Origin of the sequence: Bacillus sp. S71, assembly GCF_016625265.1 — a bacterium.
Taxonomy (GTDB): Bacteria; Bacillota; Bacilli; order Bacillales; family Bacillaceae_G; genus Bacillus_A; species Bacillus_A cereus.
Map to the genome: position 1 here is coordinate 267,717 of NZ_JACVUW010000005.1, position 16,531 is coordinate 284,247.

Below are 16,531 nucleotides of genomic sequence, written 5' to 3' on the forward strand. Positions count from 1 at the left end.
GGGCCTTTTTTATTTACTTATTAAAGTGTTGTAAAATTGCTTCTACAATGCGCTCTGATGCACGACCATCACCGTAAGGGTTAGATGCTTTCGCCATCTTATCATGAGCTTCTTTATCTGATAACAACTCATCTGCAAGACCAAAGATTGTCTCTTCGTCTGTTCCTGCTAATTTCAGCGTACCTGCTTCAATACCTTCAGGGCGCTCTGTTGTATCACGAAGAACAAGAACTGGTACCCCAAGTGATGGAGCTTCTTCTTGTACACCACCAGAATCCGTTAACATTAAGTATGAACGAGCTGCAACATTGTGGAAATCAATTACATCTAGCGGCTCAATTAAATGAATACGATTATGTTCACCTAAAATTTCATTTGCTATTTCACGAACAACAGGGTTCATATGAACAGGGTACACAACTTGTACATCTTCATGCTTATCAACAAGACGCTTAATTGCACGGAACATATTACGCATAGGTTCACCTAAGTTTTCACGACGGTGAGCTGTCATAAGTACAAGACGATCATTTCCAAGTTTCTCTAGTACAGGATGACTATATGTTTCTTTTACAGTCGTTTGCAGCGCGTCAATCGCTGTATTTCCTGTGATGAAAATACGTGACTCATCTTTATTTTCCTTCTGTAAGTTCGTTGCTGATTTTGCTGTTGGTGAGAAATGAAGATCCGCCATTACACCTGTTAATTGACGATTCATCTCTTCTGGGTATGGAGAATACTTATCCCACGTACGAAGGCCCGCCTCAACATGACCTACTGGAATTTGATTATAAAAAGCAGCTAAGCTTGCAATAAATGTTGTTGTTGTATCACCATGTACAAGTACAATATCCGGCTTCGCTTCTTTCATTACTTTATCCAAACCTTCTAAACCGCGTGTTGTAACATCAATTAAAGTTTGGCGGTCTTTCATGATATTTAAATCGAAATCTGGCGTAATTCCAAAGATATTTAATACTTGATCTAACATTTGGCGATGCTGTGCTGTTACAGTCACAATCGATTCAATTTTTTCTGGGTGTTTTTGCAACTCTAATACAAGAGGTGCCATTTTAATTGCTTCTGGACGTGTCCCGAAAATTGTCATTACTTTTAAACGTTCAGTCATGTGATTGCCTCTTTTCTTTCACTATTTACAGCTTCTATTATGACATATAAAAATATGGATGAGTACATCCCTTTTTAACGCATAATAGAAACATGTCTATTACAAATACTTCTTCTGCCAACTGAATAATAATCTATCTTTTGTTTCTTAACATCTTCATCAGTATAACAATTTCTCCCATCAAATAAAATAGGCTCTCTCATAAGTTGTACGTACTTTTCTAACGGGTACACTCGAATAGCTTCCCATTCTGTTACGATAAAAACCGCACTCGCATCTCTAATCGATTCATCTATACATCTACTATATTGTATAGCATCTCCAAATATATTTTTCACATATTGAATTGCTTTTGGGTCGTACAGAACAATTTCTGCACCTATATTAAGTAATGCTTCTATTATAATAAGAGATGATGCCTCTCTAATATCATCCGTATTCGGTTTAAATGACGCGCCAAGAACTGCAATCCGCTTTTTATTCATGTTCATAACTTTTTTCGCTTTTTCAATCAATAGCAGCTGTTGCTTATTATTTACTTCAATAACCGCTTTTAACAAACGAAAATCATGAGCAACATTTCCCGCAATTTGCACCAGTGCTTTCGTATCTTTCGGGAAACATGATCCCCCGTATCCAATGCCCGCATTTAAAAAAGATGCACCAATTCTCTTATCCATTCCCATCCCTTTGGCAACATCCAATACATTTGCGCCTACCTTCTCACATATATTTGAAATTTCATTAATGAAACTAATCTTTGTAGCTAAAAAGGCATTCGATGCGTATTTAATCATCTCTGCACTTTTAATATCTGTAACATACGTTTCTAAGCATAATTGGCTATACAAACTCTCTACTCTTCTTGCTACTTCCTCACTATCCGCTCCAATTACAATACGATCTCCATGAAAGAAATCATAAATACCTGAACCTTCACGCAAAAACTCTGGATTCGATACGATATGTACTGTATGCCTCCCTTTTAAATTCCCCTCAATCCATCCCTTCATTACATCATTTGTACCTACTGGAACTGTACTTTTCGTAACAACAATAATATCGTTTGTCGCATATAATCCAATATCGTTACAAGCACTCTGAATATACGTTAAATCCGCCGTCCCATCTAATAAAGGTGGTGTTCCAACTGCAATAAATATAAACTCTACATCATCAAATGCCTCTTCTTTATTTGATGTAAAAGTTAAAGCATTATTCTCATATGCATAATTTATTAATTCATGTAATCTAACCTCATAAATAGGTAAATCCCCTTGTTTTATCCGTTCAATTTTTTCATCATCTATATCAAAACATGTAACTGAATGCCCCAACTTTGCCAATCCAACTCCTGTAATCAATCCAACATATCCAGTACCTATTATCGTAATTTTCATTTCCTTTTCGCACAGGAATTTACAATAGAAAAGATATGAAATACAGAATTCTCCCTGTGCTTCCCCCTCTCACATTAAAAATGAGAAAACCCTTTTCCTTCTTCATTATATGAATTACTTCCCTCATTCTTTTTAAAGTTTTTGTAAAATTAAATGCACTATAATATAAAGTGAAACTTTAATCAGTGGGGCTTTTACGGGCAGTTGATCCCCACCTAACTTCTTTGCTTCGCTGAATTTTGAGATGGGGGTCTTACTACCCGTTAATGCGGGATAAAGTGAAACTTTAATTAGTAGGAATGGGGCTACTAGTTGACGCGAGATAAATTCCCACATTTTAACATGAAACTTACTCATTTCTACGTGTAACACTTATAATACTGAACTAAAAGTATTCACTATCGAAGAAAAAAAGGAAATGTCATATTCCAAAGTCCAGTACGATTAACCTTCTCATATGATGCAACATTCTATATACAATTGTCATATATTCTATCCGCTTCCATTAACCGTAAAGAGAAAAAAAGATTGAATTCTAATCTTTTTGTGATACCATATGTTATGAGCCTGTAAATAAACATCATAATTTTCAGATAAATATATTTTCAAAAAAAAAAATTACGTTAGAATATAAAGGGTGGGGTATTAATGGACTCACAAGTGATTTATGCCATTTTGGCATCTTTCATCACTGTACTCGTCGTTACTCCTTTAGTTATTAAATTAGCTTTTAAAATAGGAGCGACAGATAAGCCAAACGCACGTAAAGTGCACCAAAAGATTATGCCACGTCTTGGTGGGTTAGCAATATTTATTGGTGTAGCTGTAGGATTTGTTGTCGGCGGCTTATATGAGCAAAGAATGTTATCGATAACACTAGGTGCGATTATCATTGTAATCATCGGAATTTTAGATGATATGTACGAGTTATCTGCGAAAGTAAAATTCGGTGGACAACTGTTAGTTGCCATTATGATTGTAAAAAGTGGATTATTAGTGCAAGTATTATATATCCCATTCCTTGGGGATACTGAACTTGGATGGCTTGCTTATCCAATTACAGTATTTTGGCTTGTAGGTATTACGAATGCAATCAACTTAATTGACGGCTTAGATGGATTATCTGCTGGTATTTCATCTATCGTACTTGCAACGCTAGCATATATGGCCTTCACTAGCCCATGGGGTACTGGAACAGCTATTATCTTGCCACTCGCATTAATTATATTAGCAAGTACAATTGGATTTTTATTCTTCAACTTCCATCCAGCAAAAATTTTCATGGGAGATACAGGAGCACTATTTTTAGGATACTGTATTTCTGTTATATCGTTACTTGGATTATACAAAAGTGTAACGTTATTCAGTTTTATCGTTCCAATTATCATTTTAGGTGTACCTATATTTGATACGATATTTGCAATCATCCGTCGTATCGTAAATAAAAAACCTATTTCAGCACCAGATAAATCGCATTTACATCACCGCTTACTTGCAATGGGATTCTCTCATCGTAAAACGGTACTAATTATATACGCATTCGGTATTTTCTTTAGTGTAAATGCCATTATTTTCACTAGTGCAACGTTATGGTTATCCATTATTCTTCTTTTCGCTTTGATTTTCTTCACAGAAATCATTGCTGAAATAATCGGGCTTGTACACGAACGTTACAAACCACTTATTTCCTTTTATAAAAAAGTGAAAAAACGCGAAGACTAATTGTAGTATAGCCTTTACCATTATGAAATATTCAAATAGCATCCTTTAGGATGCTATTTTTTATTCCTTATTTTATATTTCCAAAATATAGATTGTTTGAGAGTTCCTCTATTGGAGAAAGATATACATAATAAGAAAAGTATCAAGTTTTTTTACATCTTGATTGTCAAACTGAGGGTGAATGTTATGATTAAGCGAGTATTTCAATGTATTATTTTATTCTTAACAATTACTACGTACGCATCATCTAATACTGAAGCAACAACCGTTATTCCTGCTGAACATCATCCAAATACTGAAACAACTTCTCCTACACAAAAAATTGCGTACTTAACATTTGATGACGGACCAAACAAATATACGACGCAAATTTTAAACATCTTAAAAGAAAAGAACGGAAAAGCAACTTTCTTTGTTATTGGCGGAAAAGTGCCGCATTACAGAAAAACGATGCAACGATTAATTAAAGAAGGACATTATATCGGGCTCCATAGCATGTCACATGATGTAAAACGCCTTTACACTGGTGACCCTTCCACTTTAATTGCAGAAATGGAACAAACACAAAGTATTGTCCAGCAAGTTACGAAATTAAATACACATCTCGTTCGCGTTCCATATGGTAGTATGCCTTACTTAAAAAAGAATTACCGTGACGCACTTGTATCAGCCCAGTATAAAATGTGGGATTGGACGATTGATACTTATGACTGGAAAAGCTATGATAATCCTTCTGCCATACTCGAAAGAGTGCGTAATCAAAGTGATGAACAAGTCGAAGTTATTTTAATGCATGATTCGAGTGTGACCGTACAAATACTGCCAAAAGTAATTGATTATTTACAGTCACAAGGATACAAACTTCTTCCCTATAATCCATCTTCTCATCTCGAGGTAAATTTTTGGAAAGACACAAGATTGTAACAGCTTTAGTACTTCTAGACTAAAGCTGTTTTATTTTTCTCTTCCCACCCTTCCCATTTTTGTGTAAACTTTTAAATAGTGATGAAGTTTCGAGGTGAATGGAAATGAAACGAATAGATCTCATTTTTAATGCAATACAAGAAGGAAATTATACAGAAGGTGTAACCGCATCAGAACTCGCTACATTTCTACAACTAGATCGCGCCAATGTAAGTAGCGACTTAAATAAACTTGTAAAAGATAAACGGTTATTAAAAACAAATACGCGACCTGTTCGTTTTTACATAGAAACGAACACTTCGTTGGAAACGCATTCAAAAGACATAACTTCATTAGATACATTTGCAATTGAAAATACGAGCCTTAAAATCGCAATTGAAAAAGCGAAAGCTTCTATTCTCTACCCTCCAAACGGTATGCATACTTTACTACTGGGAGAAACAGGGGTCGGAAAGTCTATGTTTGCTTCTTTAATGCACGAATATGCAATTGAAGTTGAACAGCTTCCCAAAAATGCACCATTTATCGTCTTTAACTGTGCTGATTACGCAAACAATCCACAACTACTACTTGGACAGTTATTTGGGATTAAAAAAGGAGCTTACACAGGAGCAAGTGATCAAAAAGGGTTAATTGAAAAAGCACATGAAGGAATTCTTTTCTTAGATGAAGTACATCGCCTACCTCCAGAGGGACAAGAAATGCTTTTCACCTTTATTGACCGCGGAGTGTACCGCCGCCTTGGAGAAACAGAGAACGAACGTAAAGCACAAGTATTAATCATTACTGCAACAACAGAAGAACCAAATTCCTTTTTATTAAAAACATTTACAAGACGTATACCGATGACTGTTACGTTGCCACCACTTCGTGAGCGTACACATAAAGAGCGCTTTGCTTTACTACAGCTATTTTTCACAAATGAAGCAATTCGTCTGCGAAAAGAAATTCACGTTAGCCCAAATACAATGCGTGCTTTCGTCTTTTACAATTGTCCCAATAACATCGGTCAATTAAAAACGGATGTTCAAATCGCCTGTGCGAAAGCCTATTCTGACTTCGTGACAAAGAAACGTGATTCTGTCTATGTTTCAAGTACAGATTTACCTTGGTATATGAAAGAAGGACTGTTCATTGAAAGAAAGAGCCGTCACTTATATCAAATACCAAATGAAACATTTGTATTTACAGGTGATGAAGGTTGGAGTAATCATAAAACAGAAGATGAAAAACGCTCTTCTATTTACGATTATATTGATTATAAATACGAAGAACTTCAAGCACGTGGTATTGAAGAGGAAGAATTAGAATTACTAATAGAAAATGATGTTCAAAGCTTTTTCGTACAATATTTTAACCAAATATCAAAAAAAACAAGCCATGAAAATGTTTTTAAAATTGTGGATCGTAATATCGTTTCCGTATGTGAAAAAATAGCGGAACTTGCTGAAAAGCATTTATCTAAGACGTTTGATGAAAAGGTATTTCTCGCTTTAAGTTTACATGTACAGACAACTCTACAACGTTTACAAAGCGGAAAACAAATACATCACCCACAATTAAATCAAATTCGTACGAAATATAAAGAAGCCTTTTCCGTAGCCATGCAATGCATTCAACTACTGGAGGAAGAATTACAAATAACAATGCCTATTGATGAAGCTGGCTTTTTAACAATGTTCTTCGTTGTTGATCCAATTCCTGCCTCACAAACAGAAGTAAAAGTATTAATATTAGCACACGGTAATGGCATCGCAACTGAAATGGCAAACGTTGCAAACGAACTTCTCGGCATTGAGGAAGTAACCGGTATTGATATGCCGTTACACGAATCACCGAAAGATTTCTTGGAACGTGTGAAAGTGTATATGAAAACACTACAAAATGTAAATGGGCTTCTCTTACTTGTCGATATGGGGTCACTTGCTTATATCGGTGACATATTAGAAACGGAGTTCAAAATCCCTGTACGTGTTCTCTCGATGACGAGCACACCACATGCACTAGAAGCAGCTCGAAAAGCTCAGCTCGGTTATTCATTAGATGCGCTGTATGAAACAGTAAAAAATTTAACACCATTTTACTTAAACGTACAAGAAGAAAAGAAAAAACCTCTCTCTCCAATGAAATCTGTTATTTTAACAGCTTGTTTAACTGGTGAAGGAAGTGCTTTAGCTATTCAAAAAATGTTAGAGAACTATTTACGATTTGATAAAGACTTAATTGAAATTATTCCGATTAGTATCGTCCATGAAAAAGATTTAACGAAAATGATCGAGAACATAAAAAAAGAGCGTAACATCATTTGTATCGTCACGAATTTCGATGTGCAAGTGCCGTGCTTAACATATCATTTCCAAGACATCGTAAACTACACAGCGATTCAGCCCATTCAAGAATTAATTACGTATGAAGAAACATATGCAAAAATGGCGGATATTCTTGAACAACAAATGCAACGTAACGATGGGGCATTACTGATCAAAACAATTCGTTACGCATTAAATACAATTCAAGAATTAATTTCCTTACAGCTAACTCCTGATAGCTTAATGGGTGTTATTCTGCATATGAGCTGTATGGTTGATCGTCTCCAAAAAGGAGAAAGCCTTCTTCCTCATCCTGATAAGGAGAAAAGAAGACAAGATGAATACTGGATGTATATGAAAGTAAAAAAAGCATTGCAACCAATTGAAAATACATTTGAAATACAAATACCAGATGACGAAGTATTTTACGTTATGGACTTCTTTATTAAAAATCAACCTGTGAAAAATTAATCGAGGCAGTTTTTAAAAATATCGACCGTAACGCGAGTTATATCAGCGATTTTCAAAATATATCGATTTAACGACAATAATCGCTAAAACTAGCACCTTATATAATGAGAAAAGGCTGTTCCAACATATGGACAGCCTTTTCCTCTACTTCTTTACTTTTCTAACTCGCCCTCTTATTTCTCCTCTTTTTTGTGATTTCGTATGAACATTAACATATACATTTGCTTGAATAATTTCTTGAAGTAAATGTACAAATGATTTCCCTTGTAAAGGTCCCTCAAAATCCTCCACATTCACTACACCAGTAATACTTCCCTCGTTCAAGCTAATCCCTTGCTCCAGTGGACCATACAAATATAAAACAACAGGACCAATTTGAGTAGACTTCCCTAAATGAATTTGACACGATGTAACCTTTTCTATATTTTTTAGTATTACTCTGTAATGCAATTTCGTTAAATCATCACTAAAAATAAACTCTGCTACCCCAAAAGCTTCTGTATTTACAGGAGGCACTTCCCTCTTACCTGTTAACCTGGCAAAGAAATGTGTTGTCATAAGGCATTCTCCTTATATAAATTTCCCAGCACTACTTCTACTACTTTATGGTTTAGACATAATCATTTATGACTTTTTCAATTTTAATTACAAAGAAAAGATTCACAAAATCTTTACATTAGATTTGTTCCTTTTGCTTTACCACTTCTTGTATAATGCACATAGCAAAAACATTCTAGGAGGTTATTTTGAAAAAAAACAAACACACCTTTCACACATTATTAGAGATTTTTCTCGTCTCATTTAAATTAGGACTTACTTCATTCGGCGGTCCTGTCGCTCATCTCGGCTATTTTCACCACGAATACGTGCAAAAAAGAAAATGGATGGATGAACGAAGCTATGGAGATTTAGTAGCGCTATGTCAATTCCTTCCTGGTCCTGCCAGCAGTCAAGTCGGTATGGGGGTTGGATTATTACGGGGCGGGCTTTTAGGAGCTATTATTTCATGGATTGGATTCACTTTACCGTCTGTCCTTGTTTTAGTTTTCTTCGCCTCATTCCTTAATCAGTTCGATCTTGGGAGTGCTGGCTGGATTCATGGACTAAAACTTGTAGCAGTCGCTATTGTCGCTCACGCCATATGGGGAATGGCGCAAAAGTTAACTCCAGATCGCAACCGTGCGACGATTGCGATTGTAACTGCCGCAATCGCCTTATTATGGCCAAGTAGCTGGACGCAAGTGATCCTCATTATAATATGTGGCTTTATCGGCTGGTTTTTATATCGCAACCAACCAATTAGCCAATCTCAACATATAAAAGTACCTATTTCAAAAAAGATAGCAGTTTCTTGTCTCGTCTTATTCTTTGGACTATTACTACTGCTACCAATATTAAGACCTTTCTCTTATTACATCGCTTTATTTGATAGTTTCTATCGCTCTGGCGCACTTGTATTTGGAGGAGGACACGTCGTGCTGCCCCTTCTTGAAGGTGAGTTCGTACAAAACGGCATGATGACGAAAGAACAGTTCCTAGCTGGATACGGATTAACACAAGCAGTACCAGGACCACTATTTACATTCGCCTCTTATATAGGAGCAGTGTTAAACGGGACGCTTGGGGCAACACTCGCAACAATTGCGATTTTCCTCCCTGCTTTCTTACTCGTTATTGGTGTTTTACCATTTTGGAACAGTGTGAGAAAAATATCATTCATACAAGGCGCACTACTTGGTGTTAACGCCGCAGTTGTTGGTATTTTAATTGCCGCTTTTTACGATCCCATTTGGACGAGTACAATTATAAATACTTCAGATTTCGTTTTCGCTTCGCTTCTTTTTTGCTTACTAGCTTTTTGGAAAACACCACCTTGGGTTATCGTTATACTCGGAGCCTTTGGCGGATATATTCTGTCCATTTTATAAATAGAAAAAACGACGGCATGATGTAGCCGTCGTTTTTCTATTAGAACTTCACAAGCTCTATTCCTTCTGGCAACTCACTCTCTGTTAAAATACGCAATTCCTTCACACGATCCATTACGTAAGAAGAACGCTTCACAAGCTCTGGATCAATATAAGCTGGATGAACCATAATTTCTACCGTTTGTTCACCTTGTACTCTTTCTTTTAACTTCACAAAGTAATCTTCCGTCACACCATCCGCATAAAAGTCACTGTAAAACACATCAGAAAATGGATGCACCGCTCTATCTTGCTCACAACGACGAATCGGAACATTATATTTAGCCGCTAATCTCTCAAGAACATCATGTAAAATCGGTAAACCATGCACATGATGATGACTATCTAAATGAGTTGGTGTTAATCCGTAAGATAAAAACTTCTCAATTTGAGCAGTCCATTCTCTCTCAACTTCTTCTGGATTTATATTCCCTTCCCTTACAACACTTTGTTTATGAAACGATCCGTCGCTACCTACAAGTGATGGTACGTCTCCAAGAAGTGGTTCCCCTGCTGTTAATACGAGATGTACGCCTACTCCGAGTAGGTTGTACTCTTTCGCTAAGCGTACCGCATGCTCTGTTCCTGGCATATTCATCATCATCGTCGTTGAATTTACAAGTCCATTTATATGCCCATCAATAATGCCGTAATTTGTACCTTCTGTAAGACCGAAATCATCTGCATTTACAATTAACTTAATCATCATAATACCTCCTAATAGAATAAAAAAAGCGGGCTAAATAGCACCGCTTTTACTTCTCTACCTTTTTAAAGAACTGTGGAAGATACTCTTTATGTGCTTCCAACATTTCATCTAAAATTTGTTTTGCAACTTTATCTGATGGTACAAGTGGATTGATTGTCATAGCAAGCAGCGCCTTATGATAATCCCCTGTAACAGCAGCTTCAATTGTTGTGCGCTCGAATGATTTAATTTGTTGTACTAAACCGCGAACTGGTACTGGAAGGTCTCCAACTGCAATTGGTTTTGGGCCTTCTTTCGTAATAATACAGTTCACTTCAACAGCTGAATCATGTGGTAAGCTTGCAATTGTTCCGTTGTTTCGTGTATTAACAGGCTGGATATCACCTTTATTATTGTAAATAGACGTAATTAAGCTACATGCTGCATCACTATAATAAGCTCCGCCACGTTTTTCTAATTGTGGTGGTTTAATATCTAAGTTCGGGTCTTTATATAACTCAAATAAATCATTTTCTAATTGTTTTACTACTTCTGCACGTGTACCTTTTTCAACAGAAGCTTCTTTCTCTTCTTCTAACATTTCACGTGTTTTGTAGTAATAACGATGGTATGGACATGGAATCGCACGAAGTCCTCGAATAAAGTCTGGCTCCCAGTTAAGCGCTGCGATATTTTCCATCGTAATTTGTTTTTCTGGATCTGTCACAAGCTCTAACACACGGTCCATTACACTTACACCATCTAAGTATACATCTAGTCCGTATACCATATGATTTAAACCTGCGAAATCAACGTGAACACGACTCGCATCTACTTCAAGTAATCTTGCAAGACCCATACGAATTCCGATCGGAACGTTACATAGACCAACTACTCTTTGAATATTTGTATAACGAAGGACAGCCTCTGTTACCATACCAGCTGGATTTGCAAAGTTAATTAACCATGCATTCGGACAGAGCTCCTCCATATCCTTACAAATATCTAAAATAACAGGAATCGTTCTCAACGCTTTGAATAAACCACCAGGGCCATTCGTTTCCTGACCGATTACATCATACTTTAACGGAATTGCTTCATCTTTTGCACGTGCTTCTAATAAACCAACGCGAAGTTGTGTTGTTACGAAGTCAGCATCTTTTAATGCCTCACGGCGATCAAGTGTTAAATGTACCTCGATTGGTAAACCTGATTTTTTCACCATACGTTTCGCTAAGTTACCAACGATTTCTAACTTTTCTTTTCCTGCCTCGATATCTACTAACCAAATTTCACGAACAGGCAGTTCATCATAACGCTTAATAAATCCTTCAATTAACTCTGGTGTATAACTAGATCCACCGCCGATTGTAGCAATTTTAATTCCAGTCATGCTTTATTCCCCTTTCGCTTCAAGCTTTTTATAAAGATCGATAAACTCTGCTGCTAATTCTTTCACTGTAATCGCATTCATTAAATGATCTTGTGCGTGAATTAAAAGAACACTAATCTCTGTTTTTTCTCCTCTTGCTTCTGATTGTATGAGCTCTGTTTGGAAATGATGCGCTTCATTAATCGCTTCTTTCGCCTTTACCATCGCTTCATCTGCTTCTGCCATTTTCCCCTGTTTGGCAAATTGAAGTGCCTCCATCGCAAAGCTTCGTGCGTTACCACTATTTAAAATCAATTGGAATGGAATTTGTTCTGCTGTAGTCATCATAATTACCGCCCTCTCTATAAGGTTCAACCGATTTAAATACCCCTTCAGTTTGAACATCTCTATTAAAGTTTTAATTTATTAATGATAGTTTGGTGTTCATATAGATGTTTTTCATCTTTTTGAACATGATATAAAGGTAATTGTTCTCACAGGTATCGTTGTCTATGAGAACAATTACTATGTTACATAGGTAAAGAATTACTATTACCTTGTGCTGCTTCTTTTTCAGTACGAACAACTGAACGGTCACATAATACAACGAATGGATAATAGATTACCATCGCAATTACAAAGTTGAATAACTGTAGAATTGCACCTGAAAGATGTCCACCTGTTACAAGATAACCACTAATAATTGGTGGTGTTGCCCATGGGATCATCGCAACTGTTTTTGGTACCCAGCCAATAGATATAGCTGTATAAGAAGTGATTACTAATACAATTGGCGTTATGATAAACGGTAAGAATAAAACTGGATTTAAAATAATTGGCGTACCAAATATTACCGGTTCATTAATATTGAATGCACCTGGTCCAATCGATAAGCGAGATACACCTCGTAACTGTGCACTTTTTGCTACAAGTAATACCACTACCAAGAATGCTAATGTTGCACCAGAACCACCAAGATATACGAAAGTATCAAAGAATGGTTTTGTAATAATGTTTGGAACATCAAATGCAGATGTACCACCTTGGAATAACTTCATGTTTTTCTCTAATGCCGGTAAGTATAATGGCTCAATAATACCACCAACGATATTTGGACCATGTAAGCCGAAGAACCAAAGAAGATGAACAAGGAGTACAATGACAATTGCACTTGGTAATGTCCCTGCTAAACTTTGTAGTGGTGATTGAATCGTATTAAAGATAAATTCATGAACACTTGTACCAGCTAATTTCACTGCTAATTGAATACCTGCAACTACTGTTAAGATAACAAATGCTGGAACTATAGCTGCGAAAGATCTTAAAACTGCTGGTGGTACTCCATCAGGCATTTTAAAAGTAATGTTTCTTTGTACAAAGAAACGGAATACTTCAGTAACAAGGAGTGCCACGATAATTGCTACAAATAACCCTTGTGCACCTGTCCAAGCTAAGTTCAATCCGCCTTCTTTCGGTGTTGTTGGTGTAAGAATAATTAACGCACCAAATGAAATAATACCTGCTGACAAACCATCAACGCCGTAAGATTTTGCTAAGTTATAACTTGTTGTAAATGCTATGATTAGTGCTAGAATCGCGAAAGAACCAGTCCACATTCCACCGCCGACTTGTTTCCACGTTTCACCAAACATACCTTTCATGAAATCTTGGAAAGCTTCAGACGGAAAACCATTAATTAGTGATGCCAGTGCACCAACTAAAATAAGTGGCATAACTGCAATAAATCCGTCACGGATCGCAGCTAAGTGACGTTGCGATCCGATTTTACCAGCGACAGGAACAATATATTTCTCCATAAATGCAATAAACTTTTGCATTTTGCTTCCCCCCTAATTATTTTTTAAGTGTTAATGCGTGATCTAAAACTGCTTCCCCATTCATCATGCCGTAGTGCATTGGATTGATAACGTCGATTCCAACGTTTCTCTCGTCAGCAAGCGTTTTCATTGAAGAGAGCATGTAACGAACTTGTGGTCCTAGTAATAATACATCTGCTTGATCGATATTCGTTTTTACTGCATCCCCAGATACAGCCCAAATCTTGCCTTCTAAACCGCGAGCTTTTGCAGCCGCTTCCATTTTTGTAACTAGTAAACTTGTAGACATCCCTGCTGAGCAACATAATAAAATATTCATTTGAAAATCCCCCTTGTGTAGTATAAAAAATTTATGTTTATTTATTTTTCTTTACGCTATTTATTAATGCAATTAGCGTGCCAACTTTTTAAAACCACTAAAATCAGTGCTTTTTCGAGCATTTTCTTTGTGTGTTAACGCTTTCAATTAGTGTGTCGTCCAAAAAACACACAGTGTGTTATAAAACAACACGCTTTTAACACATAACTGTATGAAAATAGATTAGTGTTTAGTTGTCTAGTTATGTTTAATATGAAAAAACACTAAAAAAATTTTTTATCGTAGAAATCTAGTAAAAAACAACATTTTCTTGAGCTCAGTCTTCTATCTATTCTATTGTCCAAGCACACTCTACTAAATTACATAAAATAAAATAGAATAAAATAACACAATTCGAAAGGGGATTCCTATGCCAAAACATAGAAAACAAAGCAAAATAAAGATTTATAGAATAACAAGCTATAAAAAGGACAAGCGTTCTGAATTAGACTCTGATAAATTTGAACTAGAACAGCAGGACAAGCATGATACACAAGACAAACAAGATAAACAGGACAAACAGAATAAGCAAGATAAGCAAGTACAATCAGAAAATGTAATTATAGTACCTACAGATTCACACAGCTTAGATGTGTGGGATGAAATTTCTCTAAAAGAAATACAAGCTGGTGAACATACGAACCTATTTGAAGAAAAAAGTAATTATCAAAATATTAATTTAGTCCAAGTAAACGATGTTCGCTTATACTTGGACAAGCAACTACAATTTAGTTCCGTTGATGAGCAAATCTATCATGAAGCACTTGTACATCCAATTATGTCAAAAGTAATCGATCCAAAACGTGTTCTCATATTAGGTGGTGGCGATGGTCTTGCCTTACGAGAAGTTTTGAAATATGAAACTGTGCTACATGTAGACCTTGTTGATTTAGACGAGGCGATGATTAATATGGCACGTAATGTTCCAGAAATAGTATCTTTAAACAAAAATGCTTTTTTTGATAATCGCGTGAACGTGCACGTATGCGATGCAAAAGAATTTCTAAATTCACCTTCATCTTTATACGATGTAATCATTATTGATTTTCCAGACCCAGCGACAGAGTTGTTAAGTACTTTATATACAAGCGAACTATTTGCTCGTATAGCTACATTCTTAACAGAAGATGGTGCTTTCGTCTGTCAATCTAATTCACCTGCTGATGCACCTCTAGTATATTGGAGTATCGGTAATACAATTGAACACGCTGGATTAACTGTAAAAAGCTATCATACAATCGTTCCTTCTTTCGGAACTGACTGGGGATTTCATCTTGCTACTAATTCTGCACATGTACTCGATCAAATTGAACAATTATATGTAGTACCAACTCCTCGAACATTGCCTACTCTTCTTTTTCCTTTATTTCAATTTAAAGAAGAACATCTAGAACAACGTAACCTCGCTCTTTTAAATTCAGAATCAAATCTTATCTTACATCAATGCTACAAACAGGAAATGAAGTTTTGACGATATTATAGTAAGGAGTGCTGCCTTATGGAATATTCTACTTTTGGCAAGCATATAATAGTAGATTTGTGGGGAGTGGATTTTTCCCTATTAGATGATATTCACTTTTTAGAATACCATTTAGTTAACGCTGCAGATTACTCTGGTGCCCATGTTTTAAACGTAAGTAAAAAAGAGTTCCAGCCATATGGTGTTACTGTATTAGTGCTATTATCAGAAAGCCATCTTTCCATTCACACTTACCCGGAACAAAATTTTGCAGCTATTGACTGTTATACTTGCGGTACAACCGTTGAACCACAAATAGCGATTGATTATATCGTAAATATATTAAAACCGGAACGGATGCATATAAAAAGATTAATTCGTGGTATAGGAGAAATTGTTACTGCCGATTAATTATAACTCTTACTCATCCGAAAAAAGGAGGATTGTAAATACCATCAGTGGGATGAACATTCCACTGATGGTACAGGCACATACATAAAATGAAATTTTAATTAGTGAGAGTTTTACTGTCCGTTAATTCGAGATAAAAAAACCTTGCATAAGCAAGGTTCATTCATCCACCGACATCTTCCTATATAACTCTACAAACTCACTTGCTAATTCTTTCACCGTAATTGCATTCATTAAATGATCTTGCGCGTGTACCATTAAAAGAGTAACTTCGGTCTTTTCGCCACCAGCTTCTTTCTGGATAAGCTCCGTTTGTACACGGTGCGCCTCTTTTAATTCCTCTAGTGCTTCTTGTAATTTAGCTTCAGCTTCTGTAAACTCCCCACGCTTCGCACAATCAATTGCTTCCATTGAACAACTTCTCGCGTTTCCCCCATGCAAGATTAAATGAAAAGCTTTCGTCTCTATCGTATCCATTTTAGT

The 16,531-nt window shown here is 36.2% G+C and carries 15 protein-coding genes; 6 read left to right on the forward strand and 9 right to left on the reverse strand.

The window, feature by feature from the left end; all coding sequences use genetic code 11:
• Nucleotides 1–13 precede the first annotated feature (13 nt).
• Entirely contained in the window at nt 14–1,129 is a 1,116-nt protein-coding gene (gene wecB / locus IBT51_RS14235; RefSeq protein ID WP_000140121.1) for a non-hydrolyzing UDP-N-acetylglucosamine 2-epimerase, read from the reverse strand.
• Nucleotides 1,130–1,203: 74 nt separating this feature from the next.
• The gene (locus IBT51_RS14240; protein WP_200458451.1) at nt 1,204–2,529 is read right to left on the reverse strand and encodes a UDP-glucose dehydrogenase family protein; all 1,326 of its coding nucleotides are present in this window, start codon (nt 2,527–2,529) and stop codon (nt 1,204–1,206) included.
• A 648-nt stretch (nt 2,530–3,177) separates the two neighbouring features.
• Here IBT51_RS14240 and IBT51_RS14245 point away from each other — a divergent pair.
• The 3 genes from IBT51_RS14245 to IBT51_RS14255 all read left to right on the forward strand — a co-directional run bounded on the left by IBT51_RS14245 (nt 3,178) and on the right by IBT51_RS14255 (nt 7,955).
• Nucleotides 3,178–4,251: a glycosyltransferase family 4 protein gene (locus IBT51_RS14245; RefSeq protein ID WP_000378306.1), complete on the forward strand. Its 1,074-nt coding sequence runs from the start codon at nt 3,178–3,180 to the stop codon at nt 4,249–4,251.
• Between the two features lie 186 nt (nt 4,252–4,437).
• Nucleotides 4,438–5,175 (forward strand): polysaccharide deacetylase family protein, encoded by a 738-nt coding sequence (locus IBT51_RS14250; protein ID WP_000597153.1) that lies wholly within the window; start codon nt 4,438–4,440, stop codon nt 5,173–5,175.
• Between the two features lie 104 nt (nt 5,176–5,279).
• Entirely contained in the window at nt 5,280–7,955 is a 2,676-nt protein-coding gene (locus IBT51_RS14255; protein WP_200458450.1) for a sigma-54-dependent transcriptional regulator, read from the forward strand.
• Between the two features lie 144 nt (nt 7,956–8,099).
• Here IBT51_RS14255 and exsM read toward each other — a convergent pair whose 3' ends face one another.
• Nucleotides 8,100–8,513 (reverse strand): exosporium regulatory protein ExsM, encoded by a 414-nt coding sequence (gene exsM, locus IBT51_RS14260; RefSeq protein WP_000207046.1) that lies wholly within the window; start codon nt 8,511–8,513, stop codon nt 8,100–8,102.
• Between the two features lie 188 nt (nt 8,514–8,701).
• Between exsM and IBT51_RS14265 the strand changes: the two genes are divergently transcribed.
• Complete coding sequence (locus tag IBT51_RS14265) at nt 8,702–9,883, forward strand: chromate transporter (protein ID WP_097913012.1); 1,182 nt, start codon at nt 8,702–8,704, stop codon at nt 9,881–9,883.
• A gap of 40 nt (nt 9,884–9,923) precedes the next feature.
• On the opposite strand, the gene chbG is transcribed toward IBT51_RS14265, so the two are convergent.
• From chbG to IBT51_RS14290, 5 genes are all read right to left on the reverse strand, one after another.
• Entirely contained in the window at nt 9,924–10,628 is a 705-nt protein-coding gene (gene chbG, locus IBT51_RS14270; protein WP_197242291.1) for a chitin disaccharide deacetylase, read from the reverse strand.
• Nucleotides 10,629–10,677: 49 nt separating this feature from the next.
• Nucleotides 10,678–12,003 carry a 6-phospho-beta-glucosidase gene (gene celF, locus IBT51_RS14275; protein ID WP_000145762.1) on the reverse strand — a complete coding sequence of 442 codons (1,326 nt, stop codon included), beginning with the start codon at nt 12,001–12,003 and terminating at the stop codon, nt 10,678–10,680.
• A 3-nt stretch (nt 12,004–12,006) separates the two neighbouring features.
• Entirely contained in the window at nt 12,007–12,330 is a 324-nt protein-coding gene (locus IBT51_RS14280; protein WP_000989050.1) for a PTS lactose/cellobiose transporter subunit IIA, read from the reverse strand.
• Between the two features lie 182 nt (nt 12,331–12,512).
• Nucleotides 12,513–13,820 (reverse strand): PTS cellobiose transporter subunit IIC, encoded by a 1,308-nt coding sequence (celB, locus tag IBT51_RS14285; RefSeq protein ID WP_053563357.1) that lies wholly within the window; start codon nt 13,818–13,820, stop codon nt 12,513–12,515.
• A 16-nt stretch (nt 13,821–13,836) separates the two neighbouring features.
• Entirely contained in the window at nt 13,837–14,139 is a 303-nt protein-coding gene (locus IBT51_RS14290; protein WP_001023569.1) for a PTS sugar transporter subunit IIB, read from the reverse strand.
• A 409-nt stretch (nt 14,140–14,548) separates the two neighbouring features.
• Between IBT51_RS14290 and IBT51_RS14295 the strand changes: the two genes are divergently transcribed.
• Together IBT51_RS14295 and speD are read left to right on the forward strand one after the other, a co-directional pair.
• Entirely contained in the window at nt 14,549–15,649 is a 1,101-nt protein-coding gene (locus tag IBT51_RS14295) for a polyamine aminopropyltransferase (protein WP_197242293.1), read from the forward strand.
• 27 nt (nt 15,650–15,676) lie between these two features.
• Nucleotides 15,677–16,048, forward strand: a complete 372-nt coding sequence (gene speD, locus IBT51_RS14300; RefSeq protein ID WP_000456817.1) for an adenosylmethionine decarboxylase — start codon at nt 15,677–15,679, stop codon at nt 16,046–16,048.
• Nucleotides 16,049–16,207: 159 nt separating this feature from the next.
• On the opposite strand, the gene IBT51_RS14305 is transcribed toward speD, so the two are convergent.
• Nucleotides 16,208–16,525: a PTS sugar transporter subunit IIA gene (locus tag IBT51_RS14305; protein ID WP_000379645.1), complete on the reverse strand. Its 318-nt coding sequence runs from the start codon at nt 16,523–16,525 to the stop codon at nt 16,208–16,210.
• Between the last annotated feature and the right edge of the window lie 6 nt (nt 16,526–16,531).